At 71.6% G+C, this 14,644-nt stretch carries 10 protein-coding genes; 5 read left to right on the forward strand and 5 right to left on the reverse strand.

Translation table 11 applies throughout. The features are described 5' to 3' along the window. Nucleotides 1–21: 21 nt before the first annotated feature. Nucleotides 22–3,552 carry a transcription-repair coupling factor gene (mfd, locus tag ACIRD8_RS27290; RefSeq protein ID WP_403996834.1) on the reverse strand — a complete coding sequence of 1,177 codons (3,531 nt, stop codon included), beginning with the start codon at nucleotides 3,550–3,552 and terminating at the stop codon, nucleotides 22–24. Between the two features lie 183 nt (nucleotides 3,553–3,735). Between mfd and ACIRD8_RS27295 the strand changes: the two genes are divergently transcribed. Next, on the forward strand, nucleotides 3,736–3,978 hold the full coding sequence (locus ACIRD8_RS27295; protein WP_401521862.1) for a type II toxin-antitoxin system Phd/YefM family antitoxin: 243 nt from the start codon (nucleotides 3,736–3,738) through the stop codon (nucleotides 3,976–3,978). Beyond that, nucleotides 3,978–4,352 (forward strand): type II toxin-antitoxin system VapC family toxin, encoded by a 375-nt coding sequence (locus ACIRD8_RS27300; RefSeq protein ID WP_403996837.1) that lies wholly within the window; start codon nucleotides 3,978–3,980, stop codon nucleotides 4,350–4,352. The genes ACIRD8_RS27295 and ACIRD8_RS27300 overlap by 1 nt, the downstream gene beginning before the upstream one ends. Nucleotides 4,353–4,435: 83 nt before the next feature. On the opposite strand, the gene ACIRD8_RS27305 is transcribed toward ACIRD8_RS27300, so the two are convergent. Beyond that, the gene (locus tag ACIRD8_RS27305) at nucleotides 4,436–7,015 is read right to left on the reverse strand and encodes an ABC transporter permease (RefSeq protein WP_403996839.1); all 2,580 of its coding nucleotides are present in this window, start codon (nucleotides 7,013–7,015) and stop codon (nucleotides 4,436–4,438) included. Continuing rightward, nucleotides 7,012–7,800: an ABC transporter ATP-binding protein gene (locus tag ACIRD8_RS27310; protein WP_403996843.1), complete on the reverse strand. Its 789-nt coding sequence runs from the start codon at nucleotides 7,798–7,800 to the stop codon at nucleotides 7,012–7,014. Before ACIRD8_RS27310 ends, ACIRD8_RS27305 begins: the two co-directional genes overlap by 4 nt. 350 nt (nucleotides 7,801–8,150) lie before the next feature. Here ACIRD8_RS27310 and ACIRD8_RS27315 point away from each other — a divergent pair, with 350 nt between their 5' ends. The 3 genes from ACIRD8_RS27315 (at nucleotide 8,151) to ACIRD8_RS27325 (ending at nucleotide 12,022) form a co-directional block, all read left to right on the forward strand. Beyond that, a complete protein-coding gene (locus tag ACIRD8_RS27315; RefSeq protein ID WP_403996846.1) occupies nucleotides 8,151–9,785 on the forward strand; it encodes an MFS transporter in 1,635 nt (544 codons plus the stop codon). Nucleotides 9,786–9,929: 144 nt separating this feature from the next. Continuing rightward, nucleotides 9,930–10,418: a DUF485 domain-containing protein gene (locus ACIRD8_RS27320; protein ID WP_403996849.1), complete on the forward strand. Its 489-nt coding sequence runs from the start codon at nucleotides 9,930–9,932 to the stop codon at nucleotides 10,416–10,418. After that, nucleotides 10,415–12,022 carry a cation acetate symporter gene (locus ACIRD8_RS27325; RefSeq protein ID WP_403996852.1) on the forward strand — a complete coding sequence of 536 codons (1,608 nt, stop codon included), beginning with the start codon at nucleotides 10,415–10,417 and terminating at the stop codon, nucleotides 12,020–12,022. Before ACIRD8_RS27320 ends, ACIRD8_RS27325 begins: the two co-directional genes overlap by 4 nt. 69 nt (nucleotides 12,023–12,091) lie before the next feature. Here the strand turns inward: ACIRD8_RS27325 and ACIRD8_RS27330 are convergent, their stop codons facing one another. Both ACIRD8_RS27330 and ACIRD8_RS27335 read right to left on the reverse strand, forming a co-directional pair. Further along, the gene (locus ACIRD8_RS27330) at nucleotides 12,092–13,549 is read right to left on the reverse strand and encodes an MFS transporter (protein ID WP_403996855.1); all 1,458 of its coding nucleotides are present in this window, start codon (nucleotides 13,547–13,549) and stop codon (nucleotides 12,092–12,094) included. A 185-nt stretch (nucleotides 13,550–13,734) separates the two neighbouring features. Continuing rightward, nucleotides 13,735–14,634, reverse strand: coding sequence for a cellulose-binding protein (locus tag ACIRD8_RS27335; RefSeq protein ID WP_403996858.1), 900 nt, complete (start codon nucleotides 14,632–14,634; stop codon nucleotides 13,735–13,737). Nucleotides 14,635–14,644: the final 10 nt, after the last annotated feature.

The following is a 14,644-nucleotide window of genomic DNA, read 5'->3' on the forward strand; positions in this document are numbered from 1 at the left end:
CCGCCGCACCCCCGGGAGGCTCTACGACCCCAGGATCGTCGTGAGGAACTCCCCGGTCCACGAGAGGAGTTCACGCCCGACCACCGGCTTCCCGCCGATCCGGCCCGCGGTCGGACGCGGCACCAGGATCTGGTGGGCGGCCTGCTTGATGACCGTCTTCGGGTGCAGCCGCTTCAGCCGCAGCTCCTGCGACTCCCGCAGCTCCACCGGCGCGAAGCGGATGTTCGGCCCCTGGAGCACGATCTCGCCCACCCCGCAGGCCCGGGCCAGCATCCGCAGCCCCGCCACCAGCAGCAGGTTCTCCACCGGCTCCGGCAGCTTGCCGTAACGGTCGGTGAGCTCCTCGCGCACCGCCCTGATGTCCTCCTCCGAATTCGCGGAGGCGATCGAGCGGTACGCCTGCAGACGCAGCCGCTCACCCGGGGCGTAGTCGTGCGGGACGTGCGCGTCGACCGGGAGCTCGATCTTGACCTCCAGCGGCGGCTCCTCCTCGACCCCGCCGTCCACGGCCGCCCGGTAGTCCGCGACCGCCTCACCGACCATCCGGATGTACAGGTCGAAGCCGACCCCCGCGATGTGCCCGGACTGCTCACCGCCGAGCATGTTCCCGGCGCCGCGGATCTCCAGGTCCTTCATCGCCACATACATGCCCGCGCCCATCTCGGTGTGCTGGGCGATGGTCGCGAGCCGCTCGTGCGCGGTCTCGGTCAGCGGCTTCTCCGGCGGATACAGGAAGTAGGAGTAACCCCGGTCCCGGCCACGGCCGACGCGGCCGCGCAGCTGGTGCAGCTGGGAGAGGCCGAAGTTGTCGCCGCGCTCCACGATCAGCGTGTTCGCGTTGGAGATGTCGATGCCGGACTCGACGATCGTCGTGGAGACCAGCACGTCGAACCGCTTCTCCCAGAAGTCGACGACGACCTGCTCCAGCTGGCTCTCCCCCATCTGCCCGTGCGCCGTCGCGATCCGCGCCTCGGGCACGATCTCCCGCAGCCGCGCCGCCGCCCGGTCGATGGACTCGACCCGGTTGTGGATGTAGAACACCTGGCCCTCACGCAGGAGTTCACGCCGCACGGCCGCGCCGATCTGCTTCTCCTCGTACGGCCCGACGAAGGTGAGGACCGGGTGCCGCTCCTCGGGGGGCGTCGTGATCGTCGACATCTCACGGATGCCCGTGACCGCCATTTCGAGCGTACGGGGGATGGGTGTCGCCGACATCGTGAGCACGTCCACGTTGGCCCGGAGCTTCTTCAGCTGCTCCTTGTGCTCGACACCGAAGCGCTGCTCCTCGTCGACGATGACCAGGCCCAGGTCCTTGAACTTCGTCTCCGACGAGAACAGCCGGTGCGTGCCGATGACCAGGTCCACGGACCCGTCCTTCAGCCCCTCCAGCGTCGCCTTCGACTCGGTGTCCGACTGGAAGCGGCTCAGCGCCCTTACGTTGACGGGGAATTGCGCGTACCGCTCGGTGAAGGTGCCGAAGTGCTGCTGGACCAGCAGCGTCGTGGGCACCAGGACGGCGACCTGCTTGCCGTCCTGGACCGCCTTGAAGGCGGCGCGCACCGCGATCTCCGTCTTGCCGTACCCGACGTCGCCGCAGATCAGCCGGTCCATCGGGACCGACTTCTCCATGTCCTCCTTGACCTCGGCGATCGTGGACAGCTGGTCGGGCGTCTCCGCGTACGGGAAGGCGTCCTCCAGCTCCCGCTGCCACGGGGTGTCCGGGGCGAACGCGTGGCCGGGGGCCGCCATCCGCGCCGAGTACAGCTTGATCAGGTCGGCGGCGATCTCCTTGACCGCCTTCTTGGCGCGCTGCTTCGTCTTCGTCCAGTCGGCGCCGCCGAGCCGGTGCAGGGTCGGGGCCTCGCCACCGACGTACTTGGTGACCTGCTCCAGCTGGTCGGTGGGGATGTAGAGGCGGTCGCCGGGCTGGCCGCGCTTGGCGGGGGCGTACTCGACGAGGAGGTACTCGCGGGTCGCGCCCTGCACGGTGCGCTGCACCATCTCGATGTAGCGGCCGACACCGTGCTGCTCGTGGACGATGTAGTCGTTCGCCTGGAGGGTCAGCGGGTCGATGGACTTACGGCGGCGGGCCGGCATCCGCCCCAGGTCCTTGCTGGCGGTGCGCTGCCCGGTCAGATCCGTCTCGGTCAGCACGGCCAGCTTCAGCGCCGGGTCCACGAAGCCGTTGTCGATGGCGCCGCAGGAGACATGGACGAGCGACGGCGTGATCTCGGCCAGGTCCTGGTCGAGACGGGCCGGGATGCCCTCGCCGCCGAGCACCTCGACCGTGCGGGAGGCGGGGCCCTGCCCCTCGGTGACGTACACCGTGCGCCAGCCCTCGGCGAGCCACCCCTTGGTGTCGGCGAGCGCCCGGGCGGTGTCGCCGCGGTACGCCTCCGGGGCGTGCATCCCGAGCTTCAGGGAGTCCCCGTCGAGCTCCTCGTCGGCGGCGAACGGGGAGGTCGACCACCACATCATGCCCAGCTCACGGGCCCGGTCCCGGACGTCCGCGATGCCCCACAGGGACGCCGCACCGACGTCGATCGGGGCCTCGCCGCCGCCCGCCGTGGCCGCCCAGGACGCCTGGAGGAACTCCTGGCTCGTCGCGACGAGGTCGGCGGCCCTGGTCCGCACCCGCTCCGGGTCGCAGACCAGCGCCATGGAGCCCTTCGGCAGGACGTCGAGCAGCAGCTCCATCTCGTCGACGAGCACCGGGGCGAGGGACTCCATGCCCTCGACGGCGATGCCCTCCGCGATCTTCCCCAGCAGCTCGCCCAGCTCCGGATGGGCCTCGGCGAGGGCCGCGGCCCGGGTGCGTACGTCCTCGGTGAGCAGCAGCTCACGGCAGGGCGGGGCCCACAGGCCGTGCTCGGCGACCTCCAGGGACCGCTGGTCGGCGATCTTGAAGTAGCGGATCTCCTCGACGTCGTCGCCCCAGAACTCCACCCGCAGGGGGTGTTCCTCGGTCGGCGGGAAGACGTCCAGGATGCCGCCGCGCACGGCGAACTCGCCGCGCTTCTCGACCAGCTCGACCCGGGCGTACGCCGCCGCCGCGAGCGCGTCCACGACCTCGCCCAGATCCGCGCTCTGCCCACTGCTGAGCGCGACGGGTTCCAGGTCGCCGAGCCCCTTGACCTGCGGCTGGAGGACGGACCGCACCGGTGCGACGACCACCTTGACCGGGCCGGTCTCCGGGTCGTCGGGCCGGGGGTGCGCAAGGCGCCGGAGCACGGCGAGACGGCGGCCCACGGTGTCCGAGCGGGGTGAGAGCCGCTCATGGGGCAGGGTCTCCCAGGAGGGGTACTCCGCGACGGTGTCCGGCGGCAGCAGGGTCCGCAGCGCGGCCGCCAGGTCCTCGGCCTCCCGGCCGGTCGCGGTGACGGCGAGCACGGTACGCCCGGCGTCACGGGCCAGCGCGGCCACGGCGAAGGGGCGCGCGGCGGGCGGGCCGACCAGGTCGACATGGGCCCGGTGGCCGTCGGAGGCGGCCTTCACCGCTTCGGAGAGCGCCGGGTCGGTGACGACGACATCCAGCAGACCGTGCAGGCTCATGAAGGTTCCGTCCGGTGGGGCGAGTGGAGCAACGCGAAGGACCCGACACGTGGCACGGGCCGGGGGCTCCAGCGTACGACGCCGGTGTGTCACTCGCGCGAGGGAACGCCGTTGTCCGTACGGCGGCAGCGAGGCTAAACTTAGTCCAGCAGCTAGTCCACTTCTGGCCCGAGCGAGGCGGTCATGGAAGCAGCCCGGCAGTACAACGTGCACGAGGCCAAGACGCACTTCTCGCGCATCCTGCAGCAGGTCGAGACGGGCGAGGAAGTCGTGATCAGCCGGGCGGGGGAGCCAGTCGCCAAGGTCGTGCCCCTGCACCCGAAGGTGCGACGGACCGGTCGCGGCTCGCTCCGGGGACAGATTCACATCCCCGACGACTTCGATGAGCTCCCGGACGATATCGCCGAAGCCTTCGGGATGCGCTGATGCGTCTTCTGCTCGATACCCATATCGCCCTCTGGTGGCTCGAAGACTCCCCCGAGCTTTCCGAGGAGGTGAAGGACCTGATCGACACGGAGCCCGCCGTGTTCCTCAGCGCCGCCACTCCCTGGGAAATCGCCATCAAGCAGTCCGCCGGGAAGCTCGCGGGACCCGATGATCTGGCCGAGCGGGTCCGCGACTGCCAGCTGACGAGCCTCGCGATCACCGCAGGACACGGGGTCAGGGCCGGCCGCCTCCCCCCGCTCCACCGTGACCCCTTCGACCGCATCCTCGTCGCCCAGGCCCAGACCGAAGGGCTGACGATCGTCACCCGCGACAAGTGGATCCCCCAGTACGACGTGCCGGTCATGCACGCCTGACGAAGGCAGCGGGAACCGAACCGGCCCCGGGGTGTTTGGAGGAACACCCCGGGGCCGGATCCGTCATCCTACGTCCGCCGCCGTCACCCGTCCGTGGCGATCGCGTTCAGGACGTTCATCCGGCCGGCCCGGAAGGCCGGGACCAGGGCGGCGAACAGGCCGACGAAGGCCGAGGCGACGAACACGGTGAGGATCGTCGGCCACGGGATCTCCAGGACCCCGAGCCCCTCCAGGGCCAGCAGCTTCTGGGCCGAGGTGCCCCAGCCCATGCCCAGGCCGAGTCCGAGCAGCGCGCCGAACAGGGCGATGACCACGGACTCCAGCCGGATCATGCGGCGCAGCTGCCGGCGGGAGAGGCCGATCGCCCGCATCAGGCCGATCTCACGGGTCCGCTCGACCACCGACAGGGCCAGGGTGTTCACCACACCGAGCACCGCGACGATGATCGCCAGGGCGAGCAGGCCGTACACGATGTTCAGCAGCTGGCCGATCTGGTCCTTCAGGTCCTCCTTGAAGTCGGCCTGGTTCTGCACCTTGTACTGCGGGTACGCGGCGAGCGAGCTCTTGAGGGCGGCGTAGGCTTCCTTCTCCTTGCCGTCCTCCGCCGTCGCGAACATGATCATGTTCCCGGGCATCCGGTCGGCGGCGACGTGACGCTCGGCCGTGGCGACGTTGATGTACATCGCACCCTGGTCGACGCTCGTGTCGTCCGAGGTGATCGCGGCGACCTTCAGCTTCGCGGTGTCTCCGGCCTTGAAGGCGACGGTGAGCTCGTCGCCGACCTCGATCCTGTGCAGGGCGGCGTAGTCGGAGCCGACCGACATGGCGTTCTCGCCGTACGCCGCGGACAGTTCACCGGCGACGGTCTCGCGCCGCAGGTCCTGCGGGTACGTCGGGTCGGCGGCGGTGACCTGCTCGTCCGCCGTCGAGCCGTCCGGGTTGGTGAGCTTCGCGGCGAGCACCCTGTAGTTCGTGACGTGCTCGATGCCGGGGACCTTCCCGATGGCGTCGGCGGCCTGCGGCACGATCAGCTGGCCGGTGTCGGACTGGACGATGAAGTCGGTGCCGACCGACTTGTCGAGCTCGTCGGTGGCCGAGGCGACCATGGACGAGCCGACGACGGACAGGCACGCCACCAGGGCCAGGCCGATCATCAGGGCCGCGCCGGTCGCTCCCGTACGCCGGGGGTTGCGCAGCGCGTTGCGCTCCGCGAGCCGTCCGACCGGGCCGAACAGCCGCAGGACGACGAGGCCGAGGACCCGTACGACCGCACCGGCGAGCAGCGGGCCGATCACGATGAAGCCGATGAGGGTGAGGACCACGCCGAGGCCGAGGTAGAGCGAACCCTCGCCCGCCTCGTCGACCCGGGTCGTCGCCCACAGGCCCGCGGCTCCGGCCCCGGTGAGGACCAGGCCGATCCCGGCACGGATCCAGCCGGACTTCGCGTCCGCCGGGGTACCCGCGTCCCGCAGGGCGGCCATCGGGGAGACCTTGCCGGCCCGGCGGGCCGGGATGTACGCGGCGAGGACGGTGACGACGATGCCGAGCGCAAGGCCGATCGCGGGAGTCGTCCAGGCGATGGTGAGGTCCCTGGTGGACAGCTCCATGCCGACGGCGCCCATGAGCTTCATCAGCCCGACGGCGAGCCCGATGCCGGCCGCGACGCCCAGGACCGACCCGACGATGCCCAGGAGCACCGCTTCGACGAGCACCGACCGGTTGACCTGCTTACGGCTGGAGCCGATGGCCCGCATGAGGCCGATCTCGCGGGTGCGCTGGGCGACCAGCATCGAGAAGGTGTTGACGATCAGGAAGATGCCGACGAGGAAGGCGATCCCCGCGAAGCCGAGCATCGCGTACTTCATGACGTCCAGGAAGGAGCCCATGGAGTCCTTGTTGGCGTCCGCGGCCTCCTTCTGTGTCTGCAGCTTGTACGCGGCCGTGTCACCCAGCGCGGCGGCGACGCTCTTCTTCAGCTCGGTGTCCCCGACACCGGGTTCGGCGGTGACCGAGATGTGCGTGAAGACGTCGGGCGCGCCCAGCAACTTCTGCTGCGCGGTGGCGGTGTCGAGGTAGACGACGGCCGCACCGGGGTTGGTCACGGTGAACGAGGCGATACCGCTGATCTTCGCCTTGATGTCCCCGGTCACGGCGATGGTGCGCACCTCGTCGCCGAGGGCCAGGTGGTGCTTCTCGGCGGTGTCGGCGTCGATCATGGCCTCGGTGGGCCCGCGCGGGGCATGACCGGAGGTGATCTCCATGGACCGCAGGTCGTTGTCGGTCCAGTTGCCCGCGATGGTCGGGGCACCGGTGTCCGACCCGAGGTTCTTGTTGTGACTGTCGACGAGGGTGACGGCCATGCTGCTGACCGCGCCCTCCGCCTCCTTCACCCCGTCCACGCCGGAGACCTCGGCGACGAGGGACGCGGGAAGCGCCTCGGGCTTGCCGTTCTCCGGGACGTCGGTGACCTCGGCGGCCTTCGGGCTGACCGTGACGTCGGCGGACGTCGCCGCGAAGAGCTTGTCGAAGGTGGTGTTCATCGTGTCGGTGAAGACGAGCGTGCCGCAGACGAACGCCACCGACAGCAGGACGGCGACGGCGGAGAGCGCCATCCGCCCCTTGTGCGCGAGGAAGTTGCGCATCGAGGTCTTCCACACGGTCATGACGTCCGCCCGCGTGCGTCGAAGTCCTTCATCCGGTCCAGGACCTGCTCGGCGGTCGGGTTCTTCATCTCGTCGACGATGGAGCCGTCGGCGAGGTAGAGGACCCGGTCCGCGTAGGAGGCGGCCACCGGGTCGTGGGTGACCATGACGATGGTCTGGCCGAGCTCGTCGACCGACCTGCGCAGGAAGGACAGCACCTCGGCGCCGGCCCGCGAGTCCAGGTTCCCGGTGGGCTCGTCCCCGAAGATGATCTCGGGGCGGGCCGCGAGCGCCCTGGCCACCGCGACGCGCTGCTGCTGACCGCCGGAGAGCTGGGTGGGCCGGTGCTTGAGCCGCTCGGCGAGACCCACGGTCTCCACGACCTGCCGCAGCCAGGCCGCGTCGGGCTTACGGCCCGCGATATCCATCGGCAGCGTGATGTTCTCGATGGCGTTGAGCGTGGGGAGCAGGTTGAACGCCTGGAAGATGAAGCCGACCCGGTCCCGGCGCAGCTGCGTCAGCTTCTTGTCCTTGAGACCGGTGATCTCGGTGTCGGCGAGGTGGATCTGACCGGAGGTCACCGTGTCCAGGCCCGCCAGGCAGTGCATCAGCGTCGACTTGCCGGACCCGGACGGGCCCATGATCGCCGTGAACTGCCCGCGGACGATGTCCACATCGACGTGGTCGAGCGCCACGACCCGGGTCTCCCCGGCGCCGTACGCCTTGACGACCTGCCGCGCCCGCGCAGCGACGGCCGTACGCCCTCCAGTGTCCCCGTGCCTGGGAATGGTTACAGCCGTTGTCACGGTTTATCTCCTATGTCGGTCGATGCGCGGACGTCTCTGTGTACGTTCCGAGTCTCGGGTGCAGAGGGGTTCCGGCGCGCTGGTGCCCGGCGCAGTCTTCGAGGGGGGTTTTCCCCACCCCGCCCCCTGCGGCCGGCCGCATCCGCGGTTCGTTCCGCGGTGTAGGAACACGCTAAGGAACGGGGTGCCCCCGTCTCGTCCTCCGGCGGGAGGAACGGCCCCCAGGCCCAACTACGGTGCTCCCCCTAGGGGTCGGGGCCCTCGGGGCGGGAGCCGAGTAGGGGTCTCACCCCTCGGCCTGCGGCTCCCGGACGGCCACCGGCGGTGAGACAGTGTCACCCGGCACATAGATGCATAGGGAAGGGAACCCTGTGGGCGGCACGGGCGGCACAGGCGGCACGGACGGCACCGGCGGTACGGACAGCCCGGAAGCGGTACGCGGCGGGACCGCCCCGGACACGGCCCCGGACACCGACCGGGGACGCCGCCCCGTCGCCGCGGCCCTCATGCTCGGCATGGGGCTCGCCGCCATCGACGGCACCATCGTCGCGACCGCCGTCCCCCAGATCGTCGGCGACCTCGGCGGATTCTCCGTCTTCTCCTGGCTCTTCTCCGGCTACCTGCTCGCCGTGACCGTCACCCTGCCGGTGTACGGGAAGCTCTCCGACACCTTCGGCCGCAAGCCCGTCCTGATCGCCGGCATCATCCTCTTCCTGGCCGGCTCCCTGCTCTGCGCCGCCGCCTGGAACATGGCCGCCCTCATCGCGTTCCGCGTCGTCCAGGGGCTCGGCGGCGGCGCCCTCCAGGGCACGGTGCAGACCATCGCCGCCGACCTGTACCCGCTCAGGGAACGGCCGAAGATCCAGGCGAAACTGTCGACCGTCTGGGCCACTTCGGCCGTGGCGGGGCCCGCGGTCGGCGGACTGCTCGCCGCGTACGCGGACTGGCGCTGGATCTTCCTGATCAACCTGCCGGTCGGCGCCGTCGCCCTCTGGCTGGTGGTCCGTCACCTCCACGAACCCTCCCGGCCGCGCCCCGCCACCCGCCCCCGCATCGACTGGGCGGGCGCGCTCGCCGTCTTCGCCACGGGCGCGCTCCTGCTGACCGCGCTCGTCCAGGGCGGCGTCGCCTGGCCCTGGCTCTCCGCCCCCTCGCTCGGACTGCTGGGGGCGACCGCCGCGCTGGCCGCCCTGACCGTCCTCATCGAGCGCCGCGCCGCCGAACCCGTCATCCCGGGCTGGGTCTGGCGGCGCCGCACCATCGCCTCGGTCAATCTCGCCCTCGGCGCGATGGGGCTGCTCATGGTCGCCCCGACCGTCTTCCTGCCGACCTACGCCCAGTCCGTCCTCGGACTCGGCCCGATCGCCGCCGGGTTCGTCCTGTCCGTGATGACCCTCAGCTGGCCGGTCGCCGCCGCCCTCTCCGACCGGGTCTACAACCGCATCGGCTTCCGCCGCACCGCGATCACCGGGATGTCCGGGGCGCTGCTGGTCCTGCTCTGCTTCCCGCTGCTGCCCTACCCCGGCGCCGCCTGGCAGCCCGCGCTGCTCATGCTGCTGCTCGGCGCGACGCTCGGCCTCTTCCAGCTCCCGCTGATCGTCGGGGTCCAGTCGACGGTCGGCTGGACCGAGCGCGGCACGACGACCGCGTCCGTGCTCTTCTGCCGCCAGGTCGGCCAGAGCGTGGGCGCCGCGCTCTTCGGCGCCGTCGCCAACGGCGTGCTCGCCTCACGGCTGGCCGCCTCCCCCGTCCCGGGGCTGCCCGGCGACCTGGACGCCGTCTCGCACGCACTCGACGACCCGGCGGCGCTCTCCGCGGCGGCGACGGACCATCTGCGGCGGGCCGTCGACACCGCCGTGGACCACGTGTTCACCGGCGCCGCGGTCGCCGCCGCCCTCGCCCTGCTGGTGCTCGTCCTCGTGGCCCCGCGCCGCTTCCCTGTCCTGGCCGAGCACGAGAGCGCTCCCCGGGCACCGAAGGCCTAGACAACTGACGGGTTACCTGGGGTAGTTCGTCCGTAACCCTCCCCCTCCGCGATACCCGCGAGTAACGTACGCGCTCCCACCCGCGCACCCGCGCACCTGCCTTGCAGCCCGTCCCCGGGCCCGAGCCATGCAAGGAGCACCGCCATGCCGCACGACTCGCAGCCACCCCCGCCCCGGCAGCCCCCGCACACCCACCGCCCCGCCCCACCCCCGTACCCCGGCGACTACCTCATGCCCTGGCAGAGCTGCCCGCCGCCACCACCCCGCCGCCCGCAACGCACCCCGGGCCCCGCCCCGGCACCCGGGCACCACAGCGACCTGCGACGGCTGCGCACCGCCTACCGGCTGCTGCGCCGCGTCTCGACCCTCACCGCACTCGGCTACTTCACCCTGTTCCTCCTGCTGTCCGGCTACGCCCCCGCCCTGATGACCCGTCCTGTCGGCGACGGCGGGCTCACCACCGGCCTCCTCCTGGGCCTGTGCCAGTTCCCCGTCATCCTCGTCTCCCTCGCCCTCTACGAATGGACCGCCCGCCGCACCGTCGACCCGCTGAGCGCCGGACTCCGCGACCGGGCCGGCCGCGGCACCCGCCAGGCACCGGCACCGGACCGCCGGAGAGGCGCGGGCCGGTGAACGGGTTCGACGCTTCCGCCCAGACGATGTCGCTCACCGCGTTCATCGCCGTCGCCAGCCTCACCCTGCTGCTCTGCGTCATGACCGGACCCGACCGCGACGACCTCGACGCGTTCTACACCGGCTACCGCGCGCTCTCACCCCTGCGGGGCGGCCTCGCCATAGCCGGTGACTACCTCTCCGCCGCCACCGTCCTCGGCACCACCGGAGTCATCGCGCTCACCGGCCACGACGGCCTCGTACTCGCCCTCAGCACGGTGCTCTCCCTGGTCCTGCTGATGTTCCTGCTCGCCGAACCCCTGCGCAACGCGGGCCGGTTCACCATGGGCGACATGCTCACCCGGCGGGCCCCCGGCCGGGCCGCCCGCATCGCCTCGTGCGCCGTCACCCTCGCCGCGCTGCTGCCGCTGATGGTCGTGCAGCTCGCCGGCAGCGGCAATCTGCTCTCCTTCATCCTCGGCTTCGACAGCTCCGGATTCCGCACCGGATCCATCATCGCCCTCGGCATCGTCATGATCGGCTACGCGGCCATCGGCGGGATGAAGGGCACCGCCCTGATCCAGATCCTCAAGACCGTCGTACTCCTCGGCGCGGGACTCCTCGTCTCCGTACTCGTCCTCGACCGCTTCGACTGGGACGCCGGCGCCCTCCTCCGCGCCGCCGAGACCGGCAGCGGCGCCGGCACCGCCTACCTGCACTCCGGCCTCCAGTTCGGCGGCAGCGACCTCGACATGATCAGCTCCGAGCTCACCGTCGTGCTCGGCGCCGCCTGCCTGCCCCACATCACCATGCGGATGACCGGCGTCCGCGATGCCCAGGCGGTCCGGCGCTCCCTGTCCTGGGCGGTCTGCGTCGTCGTCGGCCTCTGCCTCCTCCTCGCCGTCATCGGCTTCGGGGCCGCCGCACTCGTCGGGAGCGACCGCATCACCGCCGCCGGCGCCCAGGGCAACAGCGCCGTCCTCCAGGTCACCGGCGCCGTCGCGGGCGGCGGCGAGCTCGGGGCGCTCGTCGTCACCACCATGACCACGGCGATCTTCCTGACCCTGCTGGCCTCGGTCGCCGGAATGATCCTGGCCTGCGCCAACTCGCTCGCCCACGACCTGTTCGCCCACGGCAGGCCGGCCGGCCGCCCGATGGAGCCCCGCACCGAGATGGCCACCGCCCAGGGCGCGGCGATCGGCGTCGGAGCGGTCGCCGTCACCCTGGCCGTCCTCGCACGGCACTGGAACGTCCAGGCGCTGGTGACCCTGTCCTTCTGCGTCGGGGCGTCCGCCATCGCCCCGGCACTCGTCTACAGCATGTTCTGGCGCCGCTTCACCCGCACCGGGCTGCTCTGCACCCTCCTCGGCGGCACCGCCTGCGTGTTCGTCCTGATCACCGGCACCAACCTCGTCTCCGGATCCCCCGGTTCGGTCTTTCCCGGGCGGGACTTCAACTGGTTCCCGCTCACCACGACCGGCCTGGTCTCCATCCCCTTCGGCTTCCTGGCCGGGTGGCTGGGCACCGTGTACGGACGGGACCAGGACACCGCCGGACAGCGCCGGCAGTACGAGGCCGTCGAACCCTGGATCCTCGCGGGCGCCCCGCCCGCGGGACGGGGATGAAACGGGCCCGGCTCCGGCCCCCGCGGGGGTCGGAGCCGGGCCGTCGGCGTACGGGGCGCGCGTGGCAGGTCAGCCCTTGAGCGCGGCCACCTCGGGGGAGGCGGACGCGTCGGCCGTCTCACCGGAGGCGGCGTCCCGGCGTACGGCCGGGATGAACGCGGCGATCGCCACGGCGACGACGGCGACACCGCAGCCGAACATCAGACCGGTACGGAACCCGGCCTCGGAGGTGAAGCTGTAGCCGGCCGTCTCCGTGGTCATCTGGGCCAGGAGCGCGCCGATCACCGCGGCGCCGATCGAGGTGCCGAGCGAACGCATGAGGGTGTTGAACCCGTTGGCCGCGGCCGTCTCGGACAGCGGGACCGAGCTCATGATCAGGGCGGGGATCGCACCGTAGGCGAGGCCGACACCGCTGCTGCTGATCATGAGGAACAGCATCAGCCCCCAGGCCGATCCCATCAGGAGGATCCCGATCCCGTAGGCCGCGGCGATGACCAGCACACCGGAGATCAGCGTGAACTTGGGGCCCCGGGCGTCGATGAGCTTTCCGCCGAACGGGGAGACGATCATCATCATGAGACCGCCGGGCGCCATCCACAGGCCCGCGGCGAGCATCGACTGGCCCAGGCCGTAGCCGGTGGCCTCGGGGAACTGCAGGAGCTGCGGCGCGATCAGCATGCCGGCGTACATGCCGAAGCCGACGAAGAGCGACGCGATGTTGGTGATGAGGACGCGGGGGCGGGCCGTGGTGCGCAGGTCGACCAGCGGGTCCTTGGTCCGCAGCTCCCAGTAGCCCCAGACGAGGAGCACCACGACGGCGACGGCGAACAGGCCGAGCGTGGTGGTGGAGGTCCAGCCCCACTCGGCGCCCTTGGACACGGCGAGGAGCAGGCAGACCAGACCGACGGCCAGGCCGAGGGCGCCGGGCACGTCGAAACGCTGCCCCTTGGCGGCGGCCGGGACGTCCGGGATCAGGAACCAGATCAGGGCGAAGATGACGAGGGCCAGCACGGCGGAGCCCCAGAAGAGCACCCGCCAGTTCGCGTACTGGGCGACCGCCGAGGCGATCGGCAGGCCGAGGGCGCCGCCGATGCCGAGGGAGGCGCTGACCAGGGCGATGGAGGAGCTCATCTTCTCCTTCGGCACCACGTCACGCAGCAGGGCGATGCCGAGCGGCACCATGCCCATGCCCATCCCCTGCAGACCGCGTCCGACGATCATGGGGACGACGGAGGACGCGAGCGCGCACACCACGGACCCGACGATCAGCGGGACCGCGCAGGCGAGCAGCATCCGGCGCTTGCCCAGCAGGTCGCCCAGCCGTCCGGAGACCGGCACACACACCGCCGAGACCAGCAGGGTGGCCGTGATCACCCAGGCGGCGTTCGAGGACGTGGTGTCGAGGAGCTTCGGCAGCTCCGCGATGAGCGGGGTGACCAGGGTCTGCATGATCGCCGCCACGGTGCCGGCAAAGGCGAGCGTGGCGATCACACCGCCTGATCTGGCTGTCGGCTGGGGGGCATCCATGAGGATGGGACTCCTAGGGATCGTTGTTGCGTTCTACCCGATAACGATGTGCATCGTACACGTCCAATGTGTCATACACGTTATGTGTCCAGTACACATCTCGGGCCACGCCGAAAACGGCCGGACGGACGTCACAAGAACGCCCTCCGGCCGCGAACCCCTGACTGAAGCCCCCCGGCCCCCCCTCAGTCCCCCGCGGGACCTGCCACCGCGCGCCCCGTCAGCGCCGCCAGCGAATTGCGTACGTGCGTCATGTGCGCCTGCACCTCCTCGCGGACCTCCTCGTGCTCCCGCAGGATCCGCTCGGTCTCGCGCACCACACGCTCCTCGGCCATCCGGGCCCCCGACAGCAGCTCGGCCGCCCGCGCCTCCGCGTCCTCCTGACCGTGCCGGGCCGCCTCCTCCACATCCGCGAGCTCCCGCCGCGCCCGCGCGAGCAGCGCCTCCCCGTGCGCCGTCAGCTCCGCCTCACGCTCCGCCGTCGCGGCCTCCGCACGGGCGATCTCACCGTCCGCCGCCTTGCCCCGCTCGGTGTGCTCCTGCTCCTGGTGCGACAACACGCCCGCCGTACGACGACGGGTCCCGGCCATCTCCGCCTCGGCGGCACCCCGCACCTCACCGGCCTCCTGGCGCGCCTCCTCCACCAGCGCCCCGGCACCGCCCCGCGCCGCGGCCAGCGCCTCCTCCGCACGGGCGTCCGCCGCGGCCCGCACCGCGTCCGCCTGCTCACGCGCCGCCTCACGGACCTCCCGGCCCGCCGCGTCCGCCGCGTCCCGCAGCGCCTGCGCCTCCTCCAGCGCCGCCCCCCGCGCCGCCTCCGCCTCGGCCTCCGCCAGAGCCAGGATCCGCTGCGCCCGCTCCCCCAGCGACACAAACGTCTGCGGCGCGAGCGAGGCCACCACCTCGCCCAGCCGCGCCGCCTCCGCCGCCAGCTCCTCGGCCTGCACCGTCAGCCGGGAGAGCCGCTCCTCCGCCCCGTCCCGCTCCGCGGACAGCGAGGCCACCATGCGGTCCACCTGCTCAGGACGGTAACCACGCCCCCGTACACCGACGAAACCGTGCGCGGACACCGGTCCACCACTCATCCCTGAAGCC

This window comes from Streptomyces sp. NPDC102451, from assembly GCF_044765485.1.
Lineage (GTDB): Bacteria > Actinomycetota > Actinomycetes > Streptomycetales > Streptomycetaceae > Streptomyces.

Coding starts and splice junctions, on each gene's coding strand:
- ACIRD8_RS27295 (WP_401521862.1), top strand. CDS start 3,736: ATGGAAGCAGCCCGGCAGTACAACGTGCACGAGGCCAAGACGCACTTC.
- ACIRD8_RS27300 (WP_403996837.1), top strand. CDS start 3,978: ATGCGTCTTCTGCTCGATACCCATATCGCCCTCTGGTGGCTCGAAGAC.
- mfd (WP_403996834.1), bottom strand. CDS start 3,552: ATGAGCCTGCACGGTCTGCTGGATGTCGTCGTCACCGACCCGGCGCTC.
- ACIRD8_RS27335 (WP_403996858.1), bottom strand. CDS start 14,634: ATGAGTGGTGGACCGGTGTCCGCGCACGGTTTCGTCGGTGTACGGGGG.
- ACIRD8_RS27320 (WP_403996849.1), top strand. CDS start 9,930: ATGCCGCACGACTCGCAGCCACCCCCGCCCCGGCAGCCCCCGCACACC.
- ACIRD8_RS27315 (WP_403996846.1), top strand. CDS start 8,151: ATGCATAGGGAAGGGAACCCTGTGGGCGGCACGGGCGGCACAGGCGGC.
- ACIRD8_RS27305 (WP_403996839.1), bottom strand. CDS start 7,015: ATGACCGTGTGGAAGACCTCGATGCGCAACTTCCTCGCGCACAAGGGG.
- ACIRD8_RS27330 (WP_403996855.1), bottom strand. CDS start 13,549: ATGGATGCCCCCCAGCCGACAGCCAGATCAGGCGGTGTGATCGCCACG.